General features: G+C 65.7%; 14 protein-coding genes. 7 read left to right on the top strand and 7 right to left on the bottom strand.

Annotation, left to right across the window (positions count from 1 at the left end; translation table 11 throughout):
- Positions 1-39 precede the first annotated feature (39 nt).
- Complete coding sequence (locus F8S13_04725) at positions 40-1,767, top strand: endoglucanase (protein ID KAB8145137.1); 1,728 nt, start codon at positions 40-42, stop codon at positions 1,765-1,767.
- Between the two features lie 87 nt (positions 1,768-1,854).
- Here F8S13_04725 and F8S13_04720 read toward each other — a convergent pair whose 3' ends face one another.
- Both F8S13_04720 and F8S13_04715 read right to left on the bottom strand, forming a co-directional pair.
- Positions 1,855-2,544, bottom strand: coding sequence for an HAD family hydrolase (locus F8S13_04720; protein ID KAB8145136.1), 690 nt, complete (start codon positions 2,542-2,544; stop codon positions 1,855-1,857).
- Between the two features lie 68 nt (positions 2,545-2,612).
- Complete coding sequence (locus F8S13_04715) at positions 2,613-3,305, bottom strand: histidine phosphatase family protein (protein ID KAB8145135.1); 693 nt, start codon at positions 3,303-3,305, stop codon at positions 2,613-2,615.
- A gap of 156 nt (positions 3,306-3,461) precedes the next feature.
- Here F8S13_04715 and F8S13_04710 point away from each other — a divergent pair, with 156 nt between their 5' ends.
- Positions 3,462-4,253, top strand: coding sequence for a mechanosensitive ion channel (locus F8S13_04710; GenBank protein KAB8145134.1), 792 nt, complete (start codon positions 3,462-3,464; stop codon positions 4,251-4,253).
- Here the strand turns inward: F8S13_04710 and F8S13_04705 are convergent.
- Positions 4,250-5,038 carry an NGG1-interacting factor 3 gene (locus F8S13_04705; protein ID KAB8145133.1) on the bottom strand — a complete coding sequence of 263 codons (789 nt, stop codon included), beginning with the start codon at positions 5,036-5,038 and terminating at the stop codon, positions 4,250-4,252. The genes F8S13_04710 and F8S13_04705 overlap by 4 nt on opposite strands.
- 272 nt (positions 5,039-5,310) lie before the next feature.
- On the opposite strand from F8S13_04705, the gene F8S13_04700 reads away from it, so the two are divergent.
- From F8S13_04700 to F8S13_04680, 5 genes are all read left to right on the top strand, one after another.
- Positions 5,311-5,925, top strand: coding sequence for a hypothetical protein (locus F8S13_04700; protein KAB8145132.1), 615 nt, complete (start codon positions 5,311-5,313; stop codon positions 5,923-5,925).
- 136 nt (positions 5,926-6,061) lie between these two features.
- On the top strand, positions 6,062-7,192 hold the full coding sequence (dnaN, locus tag F8S13_04695; protein ID KAB8145131.1) for a DNA polymerase III subunit beta: 1,131 nt from the start codon (positions 6,062-6,064) through the stop codon (positions 7,190-7,192).
- 76 nt (positions 7,193-7,268) lie between these two features.
- Positions 7,269-7,721, top strand: a complete 453-nt coding sequence (locus tag F8S13_04690; protein KAB8145130.1) for a GNAT family N-acetyltransferase — start codon at positions 7,269-7,271, stop codon at positions 7,719-7,721.
- A 163-nt stretch (positions 7,722-7,884) separates the two neighbouring features.
- Positions 7,885-8,883, top strand: coding sequence for a hypothetical protein (locus tag F8S13_04685; protein KAB8145129.1), 999 nt, complete (start codon positions 7,885-7,887; stop codon positions 8,881-8,883).
- Positions 8,877-9,548, top strand: coding sequence for a hypothetical protein (locus F8S13_04680; GenBank protein ID KAB8145128.1), 672 nt, complete (start codon positions 8,877-8,879; stop codon positions 9,546-9,548). Before F8S13_04685 ends, F8S13_04680 begins: the two co-directional genes overlap by 7 nt.
- Here F8S13_04680 and F8S13_04675 read toward each other — a convergent pair.
- The 4 genes from F8S13_04675 to F8S13_04660 all read right to left on the bottom strand — a co-directional run bounded on the left by F8S13_04675 (position 9,545) and on the right by F8S13_04660 (position 18,976).
- Positions 9,545-10,105 (bottom strand): SIS domain-containing protein, encoded by a 561-nt coding sequence (locus F8S13_04675; GenBank protein KAB8145127.1) that lies wholly within the window; start codon positions 10,103-10,105, stop codon positions 9,545-9,547. The genes F8S13_04680 and F8S13_04675 overlap by 4 nt on opposite strands.
- Positions 10,106-11,075: 970 nt before the next feature.
- Positions 11,076-11,501 (bottom strand): type II 3-dehydroquinate dehydratase, encoded by a 426-nt coding sequence (aroQ, locus tag F8S13_04670; GenBank protein ID KAB8145126.1) that lies wholly within the window; start codon positions 11,499-11,501, stop codon positions 11,076-11,078.
- Positions 11,501-16,132, bottom strand: a complete 4,632-nt coding sequence (locus F8S13_04665; protein KAB8145125.1) for a hypothetical protein — start codon at positions 16,130-16,132, stop codon at positions 11,501-11,503. Before F8S13_04665 ends, aroQ begins: the two co-directional genes overlap by 1 nt.
- A gap of 108 nt (positions 16,133-16,240) precedes the next feature.
- Positions 16,241-18,976: a hypothetical protein gene (locus F8S13_04660; GenBank protein KAB8145124.1), complete on the bottom strand. Its 2,736-nt coding sequence runs from the start codon at positions 18,974-18,976 to the stop codon at positions 16,241-16,243.
- Positions 18,977-19,832: the final 856 nt, after the last annotated feature.

Below are 19,832 nucleotides of genomic sequence, written 5' to 3'. Positions count from 1 at the left end.
CTGAGCGGCGCACAGAGAGAAAGGTCATAGGCGACACCCATGCACGAATCTTCCCAGCCGCTGGTTCACGTCAACCAGCTCGGCTACCTTCCCCACGGCATGAAGCGGGCGAGCGTGGCCACGCCAGCCACCGCCCCCCTGGCCTGGGAGCTGCGCCAGAGCGGCGCGGTGGTGGCCAGCGGCACCACCACCGTCTTTGGCCCCGACGCCGACTCGGGCGACCACATCCACATCGTCGATTTCTCGGCCTACGCCACCCCCGGCGGCAGCTATAGCCTGCGCGTGGCGGGTGCGGACAGCGCCCCCTTCAGCATCGCCGCCGACATCTACCAGCGGCTCACCCGCGACGCCATGGGCTTCTTCTACCACAACCGCTGCGGCATCGCCATCGCCATGCCCTACGCCGGGCACGAGCGCTGGGTGCGCCCCGAGGGCCACCCGCAGGATGCCCACGTGCCCTGCGCCCCCGGCACCGGCGACTACGCGCTGGATGTGGCGGGCGGCTGGTACGACGCGGGCGACCAGGGCAAGTATGTGGTGAACGGCGGCATCGCCACCTGGACGCTCCAGCACATCTACGAGCGCAGCCTGCACCTGGGCGCGGGCGACGCCCTGCCCGACGGCTCGCTCAGCATCCCCGAGAACGCCAACGGCATCCCCGACATCCTCGACGAGACCCGCTGGGAGATAGAGTTCCTGCTGAAGATGCAGGTGCCCGAGGGCCAGCCGCTGGCGGGCATGGCCCACCACAAGATGCATAACGACCAGTGGACGCCGCTGCCCACCGCGCCCCACGCCGACCAGCAGCCGCGCATCCTGCGCCCGCCCAGCACGGCGGCCACGCTGAACCTGGCCGCAGCCGCCGCGCAGGCCGCCCGCATCTGGCGCGAGATCGACCCGGCCTTTGCCCAGCGCTGCCTGGCCGCAGCCGCCCGCGCCTGGGATGCCGCCCGCGCCAACCCCGACCGCATCGCGCCCCACACCGATGGCGTGGGCGGCGGTGCCTACGGCGACCCGACGGTAGATGACGAGTTCTACTGGGCCGCGTGCGAGCTGTTCATCACCACTGGCCAGCAGCGCTACCGCGAGTTCCTGCTGGCCTCGCCGCACTTCGCCGCGCTGCCCAGCGCCTTCGGCAAGCACGCCGCGCCCACCGCCACCTGGGGCCAGACCCAGGCGCTCGGCACGATCGCGCTGGCCACCGTGCCAAACAGCCTCGACGACCGCCACATCCACGCCGCCCGCGCGGCGGTGGTGGCGGCGGCGGATGTGTACCTGGCCGACCAGCGTCGGCAGGGCTACGCGCTGGTGTTCGCGCCCGGCGAGGAGGGCTACCCTTGGGGGTCTACATCCTTCGCGCTGAACAACCAGCTGGTGCTGGCGCTGGCCTACGACCTCACCAAGAAGGCCGCCTACCGCGACGCGGTGCTGGAAGGCATGGACTACCTGCTGGGCCGCAACCCGCTGGGCCAATCCTATGTCTCGGGCTATGGCACCAGGCCGCTGCGCCACCCCCACCATCGCTACTGGGCCGACCAGATCGACCCGAGCTTCCCGCCGCCGCCGCCCGGGGCGCTCTCCGGCGGGCCGGACTCGCAGCGGCACGACCCTCACATCCAGGCGGTGATCGCCGCTGGCACGCCGGGGCAGCGCTGCTTTGACGACCACATCGCCTCGTACTCCACCAACGAGGTGGCGATCAACTGGAACGCGCCGCTGGCCTGGGTGGCGGCCTTCCTGGCCGAGCAGGCCGAGCAGATCGGCTAGCGGCATCGTTTGGTGCAAAAAAGAAGACGTCCCACCTTTTGTGGTGGGACGTCTTCTTGTCACACGAAGAATAGCGGCGCTATCAGCCTAACCTTCAGTATATGCGATCACCGCCTCTAGCGTAGTGATCCGCGTCAGCCCGGCCACCTCGCCAGCACCTGCGCGGTCGATATACAGCGCGCCCATGCCCGCCTCCAGCGCCCCGAAGCAGTTCTCGGCCGTATCATCCACCATTAGGCAGCGCTCGGGGGCCACGCCCAGGCGCTGCGCCACCGTGTGGTAGGCCGCCACGCTCGGCTTCTTCAGCCCGCCCATATGCAGCGGCGAGATGCGCAGATCGAAGCGCGTGGGGCTGATGCCCGCCTGCGCCAGGGTGCGGTCGACGCTGGGCAGGTCGAAGTTGGTGAAGAGCACCATGCGCACCCCGCGCGCCGCCAGCGTCTCCACCGTGGGCAGGGTGTCGGGGTAGACCACAAACATGCTGGGGTAGTCGAGCACCACCTCAATCAGGCGCTGGCGCTGCTGCTCGCCCAGCCCGTGGGCGGGCGCGAGATCGGCCCAGAAGGTGGCCCAGAACGCCAGCTCCTCGGCATCGCTGGCGGGCCAGGAGGTGTTGTGTGCAGCCCAGGCATCCATCATCACCGCATCGGTGAGGGTGGGGGAGACCGACTGGATGCGCTGGCTCAGCAGGGCCGAGCGGGCCGCGTTGATCTCAAGCAGCGTGCCGTCGCGGTCAAAAATCACAACGTCGTAGTGCTGGGGCATAGAAGGCGACATGGCTCCTCTCGTGTACAAAAATAGCTCAAACAACCATACGCCACACTGCCTACCGGCGCGGCACCAGCCTAAGACTCGCCGCGCGCGGTGCGGGCGTGGCTGTCGGGCATGGGCAGCACGAACTCGGCGGCCTCGCCGCTGAGGTGCCCGCACGAGGCCCAGGCCACCAGGGTGGCGCGCAGCCCGCGCTCGCCCTGCTCGAACAGCAGCTCGCTCACCGAGCAGTTCTGGTTGCCTGCTCGGAAGATCGCGGCCAGGTCGGCATCGGGCGCGAGGTCGCCGATCGATGAGAAGAACAGCCCGCCGTGGGCCACCACCACCACATTCTGGCCATCGCGGCCAGCTAGGGCCTGCGCTAGGCCGCGCCGCACGCGCGCCACCAGCTGGTGGTGGTTCTCGCCGCCGGGGAAGGCGCTGGTGGGGCGGCGCTCCACCCAGTCGCGCACAATGCGGAAGTAGGTGTCCCAGTGCTCCTGGAGCGGCTGCTCTGCCTCCAGATCGCCCACGTTGATCTCGCGAAACTCCTCGATCTCCACCGCCGGCAGCCCCACCGCCGCGCCGATGATCTCGGCGGTCTCGCGGGCGCGCTTGAGCGGCGAGGTGTAGATCGCGTCGATACCCTTATCGGCAAAGTAGGCCGCCGTCTGCTGGGCCTGCAGCACGCCCTTGGGCGTGAGCGAGTAGTCGATCAGGCGGTGCGAAAGCTGCTTGTTGAGGTTCGCCGGGTTCTCGCCGTGGCGAACAAAGTACACACGGTTCATGGGGCACACGCTCCCGCTCGACGGCACGCCATGGCGCGCCCGAGCCGCTGATGGTGGGCGATGGCAGCGCCGCCAGCGCGCACGGCACGAAGAGATTTCACGCAGAGCACTATGCTATCATACGGGCGAGCAAAAGCATAGCGAGAGCTTCACCCTATGATGATGATACAGGATCTGATCCGCCAGTTCGACCCGTTCCTCGACAGCGCACTGGCCTTCATCCCCCGCGCCGCAATCGCCATCGTGCTGATGCTGGTGGCGCTGTTCATGGCGCGCTGGGCCAGCGGGCTGGCCTTCCGGGGGCTGGGCAAGGTGCGCGGGATGCGCAGCAGCGCGGTGAGCATGATCGCCAGCACCATCAACTTTGGCTGCGTGCTGCTGGGCGTGATGGCGGTGCTCAATGTGCTGGGGCTGGGGCAGGTGGTGTTCAGCGCGATCGCCAGCCTGGGCGTGGTGGGCCTGATGGTGGGCTTCGCGCTACAGGACATCATCAAGCAGTTCGTATCGGGCGTGCTGCTGCTGCTCAGCCGCCCCTTCGAGATCGGCGATAGCATCAAGGTGGGCGCGCACGAGGGCACGGTGACCGAGCTAGAGCTGCGCACCACGCGGCTGCGCACGGCGGGCGGCGACGATGTGCTCATCCCCAACGCCGATGTCTACCTGGCCACCGTCTACAACCTGAGCCGCTACCCCAAGCGGCGGCTGGCGGTGCCCATCCAGCTGCCCTTCGCCGACAACCTCAACCAGCTGCGCGCCCAGCTGCTGGAAGAGGTGCGCCGCATCCCAGGGGTGGAACAGAGCCCGTCGCCCAGCGTAGTGTGCACCGCTGTGGCCGACCAGAAGGTGAGCGCCGAGGTGCGCTTCTGGGTCGATGGCGAGGCGCCCGACCCCGACGAGGTAACCACGCAGGTGATCGTGGCGGCCAACCGCGTGCTGGCCAGCACCTAGATGAAGCGGAACGGGTCGCCCGTGGGGATGTGCGTGACCGGCACGCCCGGCAGCACGGTGCGCACGTGCTCGGCCAGGTAGCGCATGCCCGCATCCTCGCTGTTGAAGTGGCCCACGATCACCAGCGCCTTGGTCAGGCCCATGTCGCGGGCGTCGCGGATGTACTCGCTGATCTCCCACTCGTTGATCTCGCCCGCCACCAGGGTGTCCAGGTTCTCGACGTGCATGGCGCGGATCTGCCACTCGCCGCCCGCCGCGCCCACCAGCAGGCCCACGTTCTGGCACACCTGCGCGTCCGATCCGATCACGCGCAGCATGGGCGCGCCCAGACGCTCTTTCAGGTGGGCGGCCAGCGCGCCCAGCGTGGTGGGCGGGATGGCGCAGCGGTAGGGGCGCTCGGGGTGGGCGTAGGTGTGCCAGCCCAGCTCGCGCAGCACGCCGGTGATAATGCCATCTGGCTCGCGAGCGTGCCACTGGTCGTGGCAGCGCCAGACCACGGCCTGGGTACGGCGCAGCAGGTCGCGCTTGGCCGTGTAGACCGGGTCGCTGGCCAGCCAGTCGGTCTTGTCCATATGGTTGTAGAAGGTCGGCTCGTGAGTGATGATCAGGTTCGCGCCCAGGTCGGCGGCCTGCTGGATCACCTTGCGCGAGGCCAGGAAGGTGGTCACAATGCCGCGCAGCGGCTGACGCGGGTCGCCTATCTTGACCGTATCGCAGGTGTGCTCAGGCGGTTCAACCTCGAACGACTCGACAATAGCATCGATCGCCTGCTGGATGGTGGGCATAGGACGCTCCTCTCGGTGGCAAAGCGCTGGGCCGCTGAAGGCCCGCCTGATGCCAGTATAGTACGCTTTGTCGACGGTCGGCGTGCCGCGCGCTGGCGGCCGTAGGACACCCTATAGTATACCTGCCGCCGCGCCCCGCGCTGGCCCAGCGAGGCTGCGATGTCGGCTGGCTCTAGTATAGTGCAAAACGGTTGACGCGAACATGCGCTAACAGTATAGTTAGCGCACAGGCTGAATCCGAGCCGCAGTTTAACGCGAGATGATAGGAAGCTATGACCCCTGAGCGCATCGGCGAGATCATCGAGTCTTCTACCACCAGCTTCACCGCTGGCGCATACGCGCTGCTCGAGGCCCCGCCCTTCGGGTCGCTGGTGCGCGCCCAGGCCCGCGAGCGCGACGCCGCCGTCTACGGCTTGGTGTACGAGATCCGCACCGGCAGCAAGGAGCCGGGCGGGCGGGCCAGCGTGCGCGGGCGCAGCTACACGGGCCGCACGATCTACGACGCCGAGATCTACCGCGAGCACCCCGACCTAGAGGAGGTGCTGCAGACCGAGTTCTCGGCCATCACCATCGGCTTCGTCGAGTACGGCCACCGCTTCCAGTACCTGCCGCCCCAGCCCCCGCCGGTGCACTACTCGGTCTACCCGTGCGATGAATCCGAGCTGGCCGAGTTCACCGAGCAGCTCGACTTCTTCCGCACGGTGCTGTTCGCCTACCAGGTGCCCAGCGACGAGCTGCTGGCCGCCAGCATCCGCGCCGCCGCCCGCGCCCGCGTGCGCAGCGGGGGCGACCGGCCCTACCTAGTGCGCGCCGGGCGCGAGCTAGCCTCGCTGCTGAAGGACGACTACGACCGGCTCTCGGCCATGCTGCGGCGCATCCGGCCCTAGCCCCAGAAAATGACAAATGCTCGTTACAGCTCATTCTGAAGCGTTGCAGCGCGACCGCGAACATGCTATAATCGATCGCCCCCATAGACCATGGTGGTATGTTCAGACAATGCTTCGCAGTGAGAAGGGACGTCGCATGAAGCTCTCGTGCCTCCAAGAAAACCTCAAGCGCGGGCTGGCGATTGTCGGCCACGCGGTAGCCGGTAAGAGCACGCTGCCGGTGCTTTCCAATATTCTGCTCGCCACCGACGAGGGCAGGCTCAAGCTCGCGGCCACGAACCTTGAGATCGGCATCACCTGCTGGATCGGCGCGAAGGTGGAGGACGAGGGCGCGGTCACCGTGCCCGCCAAGCTGCTCTCGGATGTGGTGGGCGGCCTGCCCAACGACAAGATCAGCATCAGCCTGGATGCCCGCACCCAGGCCCTGAACGTGCGCTGCGCCCGCTTCGAGGGCAATATCAAGGGCATCGAGGCCGACGAGTTCCCCGTCATCCCCACGATCGCCGACCGCCAGCCCACCGTCAGCTTCGAGCCAGCCGCCCTGCGCGAGGCCATCGAGCAGGTGGCCGTGGCCGCCGCCACCGACGACACCCGCCCGGTGCTCACCGGCGTGCTGCTGCGCCTGAAGGGCAACGTGGCGATCTTCGCCGCCGCCGACGGCTTCCGCCTGGCCGTGAAGACCCTGCAGCTAGCCGAGCCGGTGCGCGAGCCGATGGATGTGATCATCCCCGCCCGCGCGCTCAGCGAGCTGGCCCGGATCATCGGCGATGTCGAGGGCACGGTCGATGTGACGGTGACGCCCACCGGCGGCCAGATCCTCTTCCACACCGAGTCCACCGACCTGGTCTCGCGCCTGATCGAGGGCAAGTTCCCTGACTTCGAGCGGATCATCCCGGCCAACCACGCCACCCGCACCGTGCTGGAAACCCAGGATCTGGCCAAGGCGGTGAAGCTGGCCTCCTACTTCGCCACCTCGTCGGCCAATATCGTGAAGCTGACCATGGACGCGGGCAGCGACGGCCCTGGCAAGCTGACCATCAGCGCCAACGCCGCCGAGGTTGGCGACAACCAGAGCGCGCTCGACGGCATCATGAGCGGCGAGGGCGGCCAGATCGCGCTGAACGTGAAGTTCCTGGCCGACGCGCTCAACACGATCAAGACACCCCAGATCGCGCTGGAGACCCAGACCCCGCAGAGCCCCGGCGTGTTCAAGCCGGTCGGCCAGGAGGGCTACGTGCACATCGTCATGCCGATGACGGTGCGCTAGCACGCCACACGGCACGCCTCGCCCCGCACGGATGCACACGCACCTGCGGGGCTTGTTTTTTGCGAAGGGATACACCATGACCCACGACATCCGCCCGATCTCCCCCGCCGAGGCCCGCCCGCTGCGCCAGCAGGTGCTGCGCCCGCTGCGCAGGGCCGAGGAGCTGGTCTACCCCTGCGACAGCGACCCCGAGGGCGTGCACTTTGGCGCATTCCACCAGGGCACGCTGGTGGGCATCGTGTCGCTCTCGCCCGCGCCCTGCCCGCTGCACGGCGGCGCGGGCACCTGGCAGCTGCGCGGCATGGCCACCCTGCCCGAGGTGCGGCGCATGGGCTACGGCGCGGCCCTGGTGCGGGCGGGCATCCGCCATGTGGCCAGCAGGGGCGGCGAGCAGATCTGGTGCAACGCCCGGGTCGGCGCTATGCCCTTCTACCAGTCGCTGGGCTTTGTGGCCCAGGGCGAGGAGTTCCCGCTGCCCGAGGCCGGGCCGCACTACGTGATGCTGCGCGACATCCAGCCGGGCGAGTAGCGCTAGCGCGAGGCGAGGCGGCGTGGGGCGACCCGCGCCGCCCTCTTTTTTGCCCTGCGCCGCCGCGCACGCTGGCGCGATCTTTGCGATAGATATTTCCACAATTCTACGCATGCAAGTATCATGCGGGGCGCACAACCAACACATACAAAGGACACCCGCATTGAGCTGGATCTTCACCATCATCGCCTATCTGATCGCCATCGCGCTGCTGCTCGGGCTGGTGGCCGCTGTGATCGCCCCCTTCGAGTCGCTGGGCTGGTGGGCAGGCTGGAGCAAGCGCTGGCCCAAGCCGATGGGGCTGCCGCCGCCCACCCAGCCGAGGCCCGGCCCCGAGCCAAGCTGCTACATCGTCTACCTCAGCGGCGTGGGCAGCACGGGCGCGGGCGGCCTGACCCCAAAAGAGCGCAATTTCCTCACCCTGCTGGCCCAGCGCCAGCCAGGTGCCGCAATTATTGACGATGTGTTCCCCTACTCGCCTGCTGGCGTGGGCCTTACCGAGAAGCGCGCCACCACGGCGTTCTGGCGCTGGGTCACGCAGGCCATGCGCCGCCCCGCCACCCGCGAGCTTTGGCGGATCATCGGCATCCGCAATGTGCTGCAGGTGGCGGTCTCCGCCGACCCGCGCTACGGGCCGGTGTTCAACTTTGGCATCGCCCGCTCGATCGTGCTGCAGCTGCTGCGCCAGGGCTACCAGATGCGCACGCGCGCACCGATCATCCTGGTGGGCCTGAGCGGCGGCGGGCAGGTGGCCGTGGGCGGCGGTGCCGCGCTGCGCCGCCTGATCGGCGCGCCGGTGTGGGTGATCTCGGTGGGCGGGGTGCTCACCAGCGACGCCAGCGTGGTGGATATCGAGCACATCTACCACCTCTCCGGCTCGCGCGACCACACCCAGTACCTGGGGCTGCGGCTCTACCCCGGCTGCTGGCCGATCTTCCCCAGGTCGGCGTGGAATCAGGCTATGGCCCAGGGCAAGCGCACGGTCATCCGCGTGGGGCCGATGCGCCACATGGGCCACGGCGACTACTTCAGCCCCACGGTGACGCTGCCAGACGGGCAGACCCACGCAGCCCATAGCGCCGATGTGATCGGCGAGCTGGTAGACCGGATCATCGTGCGGGCCGGGGCGACGCGCGAGAAAGAGCAGGGGGCCATATGCTAGGGCAGATCGGATCATTCCTCGCCGCGCTGTGGGCCGCGCTCGGGGCGACGCTGGGGCTTCAGGTCGACCAGATCAGCCTGGCGGTCAGCGCGCCATGGGCCAACGAGGTCGGCATCACCATCGCGCTGCTGGCGGGCATCTCCATGATGATCGGCCAGAGCATGATCTTGTTTGTAAACCGCCTGACGCCGCGCCGCTTCATCTACAGCCTAGGGTTCTTCGCCGTGGTGTTCTCGCTGGGCCAGGCGCTATGGGCGGCCACGCTGTGGGCGGTGGCGCATGTGGTCTTCGGGGTTCAGGGCCAGCTGGTGATGACGCTGCGGGTGGTGGGGGTGGGCAGCGCGCCGCTGATCTTCGGCGCGCTGATCGCCATCCCCTACCTGGGCACGCCGATCGAGTGGGGGCTGAAGATCTGGAGCATGCTGGCCACGCTGATCGCCATGCTGAACACCTTCGAGCTGAACATCTGGCAGGCGCTGGGCTGCGCCATCGGCGGCTGGCTGATCTACCAGCTGGCCACGCGGCTGTTTGGTCGCCAGCTGGGCGCGCTGCGCGACTGGCTGTGGCGGCTGGCCACCAACACCGAGTTCGACACCAGCGAGCAGGAGCTAGCCCTGGCCACCCAGCGGCTCCAGGCCGATCTGGCCCAGTGGGCGCGGCGCTAGACCAGCGCCTCCTCCACCACCTCGCATATGTAGTGCAGCACCTGCAGGTGGCACTCTTGGATACGCGCGGTGTTGTCGCTCGGCACGATCAGCTCTAGGTCGGCCAGGCCCTTGCATGCGCCGCCGGTCTTGCCCAGCAGCGCCACGGTCTTGCCGCCCTTCTCGCGGGCGGCCTTCAGCGCGGCCACCATGTTGGGCGAGTTGCCGCTGGTGGTGAACACCAGCACCACATCGCCGGGGCGCACCAGGCCCTCGATCTGGCGCGAGAACAGCGCCTCGTAGCCAAAGTCGTTGCCGATACATGTGAGCACCGACGAGTCGGCGGTGAGCGCTATGGCCGGAAGGGCGCGGCGGTTGCTGCGGTAGCGCGCCAGCAGCTCCTCGGCCAGGTGCTGGGCGTCGGTGGAGCTGCCGCCGTTGCCTGCGGTGTAGAGCACGCCGCCGCCCAGCACGGTGTCGCGCACCAGCGCGGCGATCGCATCCACGGTCGGGGCCAGCGTGGCCAGGGCCGCGTGCACGGCGGTGATCTCATCTATCTGCTGCTGAAATGAGGCCATTGGTTCATCCTTTCGCTCTGCCGCCCTATGGCGGCCAACGGGCCGATTATACCGCAGCGCACGCAAAAGGGCCGAGGGTTCACCGCGCAGGCGCGCCTGCGGGTATCTGACAAAAGATGGCCGTAGCAGCGCTGGTGTGCCATCCACGATGGCGGTTCCTCTGTGTGCCGGTCTTTCGGATGCGGCAGACGGGGCGATCCGGGGTGCCGGGGCATGCACGGTACGTAAGATCAAAAATCTCATTCACCCGGCCCATGCGGCGAAGATGCTACTCGTGCAAACTGGCCATATGCACGAACACCAGCCGCCAGGAAAACAGCATCGGAACGCCTCAAATTGGGGTTCCAAGGGCGATGCCCTCAGCAGGTATCACGTTTGTGGGCAGGGCATCGGGATGCAGTAAAGCGTACCATCAAGCGTGCCAAGCCAGGCACGGCACGCGAGATCGGGAATCGCATCCGCCCGGCCCATGCGGCGAAGGTGCTACTCGTGCAAACTGGCCATATGCACGCACATCAGCCGCCGGATTTCGGCATAGGAATGCTATAAATTGGGGGTTCCAAGGGGGCGATGCCCTCTGGCGGGGTTCCGAGGGGCTGGCCCCTCGGAGCCGCCCGCGCAGGGCATCCACCCACCAAACAAAAGGATCACCTTCATCGAAGCCGCAACCGGTCGACCTGATCGGGCAACACTTCAAGCATTGCCGACGGTCGGGCCGACGCAGAACCACTCCAAAAGTGACACCATGTGAGGGGCGATGCCCCTGGCGGGGGTTCCGGGTGCTGGCCCCCGGACGCCGCCCGCGCAGGGCACACACTCACTAGCCACGAGGAACCCACATCGTCGATAGAAGCACCGGCTCAGGTCGACCCTGCCACCCTATGGCGGCCAACGGGCCGACTATACCGCAGCGCACGCAAAAGGGCCGAGGAGGAGCAACCCTCCCCGGCCCTTGCCACACCTGGCGGCGCTACTGCTCCAGCAGCCAGTCGAGCGCCAGCAGATAGCCGCGCCAGCCCAGCCCGGCGATCTGGCCGCTGGCCACCGGCGCGACCACCGAGTGGTGGCGAAACTCCTCGCGCTTGTAGACGTTGGAGAGATGCACCTCCACGATCTTGGCATCCAGGCTGGCCAGCGCATCGCGCAGCGAGAGGCCATAGTGGGTCAGCGCGCCGGGGTTGATCACGATCCCGTCGGCATCCCAGCCCTCGGCCTGCAGAAAGTCGATCAGCGCACCCTCGTGGTTGGACTGAAAGCACAGCAGCTGCGCGCCCGCCGCCTCGGCGCGCTCGCGCAGCGCCTCGTCGATCTGGGCCAGCGTGGTCACGCCATAGATGGCAGGCTCGCGACGACCCAGCATGTTCAGATTCGGCCCGTGTAAAATCAGGATTTTCATCACTTTTGCACCATCGGCAGATAGGTACTGTAGGTCAGCCCAGAGACGATCGCATCCGGCACGATAATATCGGTCGCCTCGGAGTAGACCGTGGGGTCGTACTTCGAGGTCGCTCGCACCACAATGCGGTTGCGCACCTGGTCGCCCACATCATCGGGCACGGTCACCACGATCTGCACCAGTTGGCTGCTGCCGCGCGGCAGGCCACCGCGCGGCTCGGTGTAGTTCACCGTCACCGCCCAGTCCAGATCCTGGGTGGTGGTGATCGTGTAGGTATCGACGCCGTTGCCAATATTCGAGAGCGTGTGCAGGAAGTAGAGCTTGCCCGGCTGGGTGCGCGCGGTGCGGTTCGGCGAGATGTTCACCCCGGCCTGCTGCAGCACCGTGGTGGTGGCCGTGGCGCGGTCGAAGGCGGTCGGGTCGCCCACCGAGCGTGCGGTGATATAGGTGGTGTCGATCGCACCCGCGTTGGCGGTGCCCGGCACCTGCACCGTCACCGTCACCGCCGTGGATGCGAAGGCGGCAAGGCGCACACTGGCAGGCGACACCGACGTGATCCAGCCCAGGTTGGACTGCGCCTGCAGCGTGATCGAGTCCTCCATGCGGCCTGTGTTGGTGACGTAGTGCGTGTACTGGATGATCTCGCCCGGCAGCGCCGCGCCCGCACGGTCGGGGTCGATGATCACCGCGTAGGGCGGGCCGATGCGCACAGTGGCGGTGGCCTCGTCGCTCGCGCCCTGGCCGGTGGAGTTGGTGTTGTCCGACGAGGCCAGGATCTGCGCGACGATATCGGTGTTGTCTGGCGCGTCGTCAGGCACCTGCACGGTCAGCTTCACCGCAATAGTCTGCCCAGGCGTCAGCAGCTGCGGCGTGGTGGTGCCGGTAAAGATCACCGTGGCCCCCACCGGGTTGGTCACGGTGCCCAGCGCCGCGCTGATGGTCTGGTCCACGCTGCCGCTGTTCATCACCGTGAAGTCGAAGGTGATCAGGCTGCCAGCGCTGGCCGACTTCACCTGGGCATGCGGCTCGATCAGCACGCCGGGCACCGCCTTGATGCCGGTGGTGATGGTGGCCTCCTGGTGCTCGCTGGGGATGGACGAGGTGGCGCGCACCGTGGTCAGATTGCTCACCGAGGCGGCCTGGCCTGGCGGGATGTGCAGCTCGACCTGGATGGTCTGGCTTGCGCCTGGGTCCAGCGCAACGCTCTCGGGTATCAGCGCCACGGTCCAGCCGCTGGCCGCCTGCGATGCGTCGGCGGTCAAAGTGATGGTATCGCGGAAGTTGCCATTGTTCTTCAGCGTGAGCGTGTAGGTAACGACCGTGTTGGGCGACTCGTCGGGCGCGGTCTGCGACGCCGGGGTCAGCGACAGGCTGGCCACCTGGTTCACATTCACGGTGTCGGTCTGGGTCTTGGGGCCGGTGCCATAGTTCACCGCCTCGGCGGTGATCACCAGCTGGTAGGCCTTGGCCAGCGCGCCGCTGGGCACGTGCACGGTGTAGCTAAAGTTCACCGAGCCGCCGCCCTTGGTCACCGGGCCGATAGGCGAGGTGGGCGGCGTGACCATAGTCCAGCCGGTGGGCAGGGCCACGCTCAGCGTAAAGGTGTCGTCGATATTGCCCACATTGCTCAGCGTGTGGCTGAAGGTCACATCGTCGCCGGGGTCTGCGCTCTGCGCGGCGGCGGCGCTGATCTGCGGCACGGCGGCATCCTGCACCTGCACGGTGTCGGTGCGCTGCGCGCTGGGCTTGGGGTTCGTGACCGACTGGGCGGTGACAGTGAAGGGGTAGGTTCCGCCAGCCTGGCCGTTCGGCACGGTCACGCACACCACCACATTCGAGGTCGCGCCCTTAGGCACCGTCACCGGCGAGCCGCTCTGCACCCGCGAGGCCCAGCCGGTAGGCGGCGTGATCGTGATGGTGAACGAGTCGGTGCCGTTGCCGTTGTTGGTCAGCACGTGGGTAAAGCAGACCTCGTCGTTCGGGCCGCCGGGCTGCGGGGTGGTGCTGGCGGCGCTCAGGGCCAGCGCCGGGGCCAGCGGCACCACAATCGCCACCTCCACGCTGTCCGCGCCGCTGCCGCCCTGCTGGGTGGCGGTGAGCGTCAGGTGGTAGGTGCCCGCAGGCGTGCCCTGCTTCACCCGCGCGCCAAACGTGATGGTGGTGGCCGAGCCGCCAGCCGTCAGCGAGGGCGAGGGGTTGGGGGAGACCGTCAGGTTGGTGATGTAGGTCGCGGCATCGGTCGTCACGCTCATGTTGAACGCGCCATCCGCGCCGCCAACATTCTGCAGCTGCGCCGTGAACGATACATCGATGTCGCTGTTGGCGATATTGGTCGAGACCGTGGTGCTCGGCGGGGTCTCATTGAACAGGTCGGGCATCGCGCCATTGCTCGGCTCGCTGGTCTGGGTGCAGCCGGTGGCCGTGATCGGTGTGGAGAACTGCGAGGTGTTGCCAGCCTGATCGGTGGTGGTGAAGGTCAGGTTGGGCATGCAGCTTGTCACGCCCGAGATGGTGTAGTTGCCGCCGCCGCTGGCGGTAAACGAGCTGAGGAAGAACTTACCCTCGTTCGGCTCGGCCGTGACCGCGTGAAAAACCTCGATCAGACAGCCGCTGCCGCAGTTTGCGCCGTTGGTGTTCAGGCCGGTCACGGTCAGCGTGCCGCCCGCCAGCGCCGCGCTGGCCACGCTCGGTGTGGCGACCCCGGCGTTGCCGCCGCTGGTCAGGCTAATGCCAGCGTGGGTGCCGCTGGAGACGTTGTTGCTGGTGGTGGTGCGGTTGACGCGGTTCGCAGTGGCCGCCGCGCCGTTCACCAGCACGCCCACGGTGTTGTTGCGGATGATATTGCCGTCGGTGGCGTTGGCCTTGCCCGCCGTGCCCAGCGCGCCGATCAGGTTGCTGGCGCTGCCGTCGATGCGGATGCCGCGCGTGTTGCCGGTGATGGTGTTGCCCTTCACCGTGTTGGCGCTGGTGCCCGAGCTGATCACCACGCCGTCGCCCGTGCTGGCGCTGGTGTGGGCCACGATCGTGTTGCCCGGCCCGATGATGTTGTTCTTGCTAGTGCCCAGCAGGTCGATGCCCGCCGCCCCGTTGCCCACCGAGGAGTTGCCGCCCAGCAGCCCGCCGATGGTGTTGTTGCGGATCGCCGCGCCGCTGATATTATTCAGCCGAATGCCGTCGCCGCCATTGCCAGAGATCAGGTTGCTATCGATCGTGATGCCGGTCACGCCATCGTGGGCGTAGATGCCCTGCGAGGTGCTGCCGGTCACGTCGGCGGTGCCTGCGGCGTTGGTGCCGATCTTGTTGTTCGCGATCGTGACCCCGGTGGGCACCACCGACTCAAGCGTGCCATCAAGCTCGATCGCGCTCAGCGCGTGCGCGCTGATGGTGTTGCCATCGATCGTGATGCCGCTGACCGCGCGCTGGATGCGGATGCCCGTGTTCGAGGTATCGCTCGCTGCCGTCGCGCTCTTCAGGCCAATATAGTTGTTCTTGATCGTGGTGCTAGTGGCAACCATCGCACCAGCCGCCTGGTTTGTCACCACCACGTTGCTCAAGTTGTTGCCCGCAATGATATTGCCGCGGTCATCATTCGAGCTATCGGGCGCGTTGGTGCCGCCAATCGTCACCCCTACCGAGTGGGTCAGCTTCACGCCGCCGACCTTGTTGGGGATGGAGGAGCCATTGGCGCCGATGCCGATCCGGTTGCCGCGAATGATCTCGCCGCTGCCAGTGCCGTTGTTCTTATCGACCACCACGCCAAAGCCGTTATTAACATCGACATCGGTAGTGGTGTCCGTCCCATTGCCGCTGATGATATTGCCAGGGCCAATGATCGTATCAAAGGATGTATCCCCGATATAGACGCCCGCTGAGGCATTGGCAAGCGCGGTATTGCCGCTGACATCCACGCCGATCTTGTTGTCGCGGATCAGATTGCCGCGCACATCATTATTAGAAGTAGACGTGTCGGCGGACACAAAGATGCCGTAGGAATTGTTGCCCGCAATCACATTATTGCGGATAATATTGTTGCTCGCCCCACGGATGATCACGATACCGCCCGACTGGTTGTTGGGGCTGGAATTACCCTTCCCCGTGCCAGCCAAGTTGGTGCCGATATACGAATACTCGACCACATTCCCGCTGGCCGCCGCGCTGGTGATCACGATACCCGCGCCGTAGCCGCCCACATATTTCAATCCCCGAAAGCCATAGAGCGCCAGGCCACGTATGGTGTTGCCAGCCGATGAGATCGTAAAGCCATCGCCGACCGTGCCAGGCCCCCAGCTGATGTTTGCACCGTTGAGCGCTACCTGCGGCGTGTTGCTGGCGCTCAGGGCGTCGATCGTGAGGTTTCCCCCAGTCAAGGCGGGAAGTGGTGAGGCTAGATTAAGCGTCCACGTCTCACCCGCGTTCAGGCCAAAGCCGATCACGTCGCCGCCGCTGCTGGCATTGGCCGCATCGATCGCGGCACGCAGCGAGCCTGCGCCCGAGTCATTGGCATTGGTGACACAGATAGTAACGCCCGCGCTGCAGCTGGCCGCAAAGGTGGGGCGCACGCTCAGCAGGGGCGAGAGGCAGACAAGGGCGGCAAGCGCGAGCATCAGCGCGCGGCGTATTGCGTGGGGCACGGCGTTCCTCCTCACGAGGTGTGGAAGCAGACAATCGCTTGATGATAAGAAAGCCTGCCAGCCTAAGCGTTGCGGGGTGGCTTAGGCTGGCAGGCTAGGATGGCGAACCTAGCGCACGACAAACGGTAGATACATACGCGGCACCACCGCGCTCTGCGTTACGGTGATGGTGTCCTGCACGCCGCCGATGCTGCTATTGCTCTCATCATACAGCGTGATGCTGACAATATCCTTGTCGCCACGGTAGGCCTGCGAGCTGACCGTGACATCGGCTGCGAAGCGCAGGATGCGATTGTTGGTGGTGTCCAGCGTGAAGGTGCCATCGGCGGCGATCGTGATGCCTGGGGTGAGCGAGCGGAACGCCACCGTGCTGCCAATGCTCGACCCAGCATCCAGCTTGAAGGTGGCCGCCGTGTTGCCGATGTTCTGCACCTCGTGGGTGAAGGTCGTGATCTGGCCCGCCTTGCCCTCGCCCGAGTCGTCGTAGCCGATGGTGGCGCGCTGATCCTGGGCCACCGTGGTGGTGGTGGTGATGGTGACCGGCTCCAGCAGCAGCGGCGAGGAGATCACGATCGTGGTTTTCGCCTGGGTGCCCGCCGCCGCCTCGTAGGGGATGGACACATTCACCGCAGGCGTCTTGGCGATGCCCGGCGTCAGCGTGACGGTGTCGGTGGTGAGCGTCGTCTCCCACTCGGCGAAGTTCCCGTCGATGGTGGATGTCGTCGCCACAATCGTCACGGTGCCCGTCAGGTTGCCGGTGTTCAGCAGCGTGATGTTATAGGGCACCGTGGTCGGCTTGGCTGGCGGCGGGTTCAGCGTCACCCCGCTGCCCGTCGTCGAGCGCGGTGTCACCTTCAGCACGAACTTGCTCGTCACCTCGGTCGAGACGCTGGTGCTGTCGGTGGCATCGGGGATGAGCGCCGAGGTCACGGTGATATAGGTCGTGTCGGTGGTGGGGATGCGCACGCGCGGGTCGGTGCCCTCCGGCAGGGTCATCGTCAGCGTCACCGGCTTCGACTCGCCCACGCCGCCGTTCTGGCCGGTGCCCTTCAGCGAGAGCGCCTCGGGGTTCAGCACTGGCTCCCAGCCCTTGTCCGACTTGGCCACTAGCTGCAGGTCGGTCAGGTCGAGCGTGCCCACATTCGTCACCCGCAGCGTGTAGGTGACTGGCTCGGAAGGCCCGGCCAGCAGGCTGCTGGCCCCGATCACCTCGATATCAACCGCCGGACTCACGGTCAGAACGCTGAACTCCGAGGTGTTGCCTCGGTAGTCGGTGGCGGTCACGGCTAGCTGCGCGGGCAGGGTGGCCAGCGTGGTGGTGAAGTAGCCGCTGGTATCAATCGCTACCGGGCCAACCGTGGCGATCGCATCGCGGCCCTCGCCATCGAGCGTGCTAGGGTTGGCGGCGAAGAATTGGAGCGTGCAGGTGATACACGCCGAGGGGCTGAGCTTGTCGATTCGCACGCGGCCCGTCACCAGCCGCTTCTCGTTGAGCGCCATGTTGTAGGGCGGGTCGATATCGTGGTTGGGCTTGGTCGCGACCTCGCTGCCGCCTACAGTCGTGCTCTCTAGCGCGATCGCCTTTGCATCGTCGCCCGTCTTGCCCTGGCCATTGCCGGTAAAGCTGTTGTCCTGGATGAACACACGCTGTGGCGTGCCCGTCACGCGCACGCCGCTCAGGGTGTTAGAGTAGATGGCGCTATTGCGGATCTCGACTGGGCCAGACGAGGCATCGATCAGCACGCCATTTTCAGTGTTGCCCAGGCCCGAAAGGTAGTCCGTGCTCGGCTTGGTGGTGCCCAAAGTGTTGTAGCGCAGCGTGGTGGTGGTGGTGCCCGTACCGCTGATGCGGATGCCATTTTTGCCGTTGCCCGCGATGGTATTGCCCGCCGCTGCCGTGCTGCCGCCCACCACCGTGCCCACCGCATTATTGATCTGCACGCCATCGCCGCTGTTGGCGATCTTCACCGCATACTTGCCCTGGTTCGCGCCGCTGGTTGCCTTGCCCAGGCCAATGATGTTGCCCTGGAGGGTGGCGGTCAGCACCTGCGAGCCGCTGAGCAGCACGCCTGCGCCACCGTTGCCTGCGATGACATTGCCCTGGCCAGTGGTAGAGCCACCGATCAGGGTATTTTTCACGCCCGCATCAACATAGATACCGCCAAGCGTGTTGGCCAGCGCCGCGCTCTCGGCGGCATTCAGCCCGATCTTATTGCCCTGGACGGTTGTTCCATCGGTGTTCTTATAGGTCGAGACCGTGCGCGAGATCGAGATGCCATACTTAGTGTTGCCGCTGATGACATTGCCCTCGCCCGTGGTGGCGGTGCCGATCACGGTGTTGCTGGCATTATCTTGCACGCGGATGCCGCCCTGAGCATTCGGCGCGCTGGCCGAGCCGCTGAGCGAGATACCGATGTAGGAGCCGATGATCTTGTTGCCAGTGGTGCCATTATCGGTCAGCAGAACGCCATAGCCCTGGTTTGAGGCTATTACCGTGCGAGCTGAAGCGGTGCCCCTAATCGTGTTCTGGCGTGCGCCAGCCGTAAGGCGAATGCCATCGCCAAGGTTGCCTAGGCCAGTGGCAGGCACGCCATTCTCATTGGTGCCGATGTAGTTCCCAGAAAGGGTATTGCTGTAGGTCTGCGTGCCTGTGAGCTGGATGCCGGAAAGCCCGTTTGCGGAGATCACGTTGATGCCGCCGCTGGTAAGATTACCAATAGCGTTCTGCGCGCTATTCTCAAGCTGGATGCCGAATCCATTGTTCTTCACCGGCTCAAGCGAAGCCGATGCGCCAAGCGATACACCAATATAGTTATTAATCAGTGTATTCTGGTTTGAATTCACCAGCGATATGCCATTGCTACCATTGCCGCTAATATAATTTCGCCCATCATTGCCCGTCGCGCCAATAAAGTTGCTATTTGCGCTCGAAATACGGATACCTGCCGCAGAGTTGGGGTATGCAGTCGATGAGAGGGGTTTGCTGCCAATATATGACCCTTTGACCGTGTTATTAGTAGCCCCCGCCCCACTAATCAAGATACCAACACCCTTTGTGCTATCACTACTGGTAAAGTTAATGATGACTAGCTTATCGATAGTATTCCCAGAAGATGTGATATTGAGCCCAATCGCGCTGGTACTCGATACGTCTGTACCATCAATCACAATTCCAGGCTGGGCAATAATGTTATTCTTGCCAGTAATCGTTGTATTAGGCGTATTGATATCAGGCAGCGGCGCACCTTGTGGGCTGATCGTCCAGAAGCCGCCGCTTGCGCTGCTGTAGCCAAAATCAGGATCAGTGGTATCGGGTGGAATAATAAACTCAATGGTACTGTCAGCACCATCGTTCTGGGCTCTCTCCAAGGCCTGACGCAGCGTACAGTTCTTATTTGCTGCATCGCTATCGTTGCATGCGCTTGGATTATCAGAAAGATCGCTGTCGAGGGCATTATCTACATAGTAGATGGCACTTGCAGCCTGCGCAACCTGGGTTGGAACTGCCGAGGCAATCATGCCAACACAGGAGAGCAAGATGCCCCAATTCGCCAAACGATTGCGGGCCATAGTGGCGCTCCTCACATTTTAACCAATGAGTAACCTTTGCGACCAGTGCTAGCCACATTCTATCATATGCATTCCAATGGTACTTATAGGAATGTAGTACCGAAAGCAGGGTATCGAAGCAGAAAGCAGC

The sequence above is a fragment of the Chloroflexia bacterium SDU3-3 genome (assembly GCA_009268125.1).
In the GTDB taxonomy this organism is placed as follows: domain Bacteria; phylum Chloroflexota; class Chloroflexia; order Chloroflexales; family Roseiflexaceae; genus SDU3-3.
This window is presented reverse-complemented; position numbering and strand designations above follow the sequence as displayed.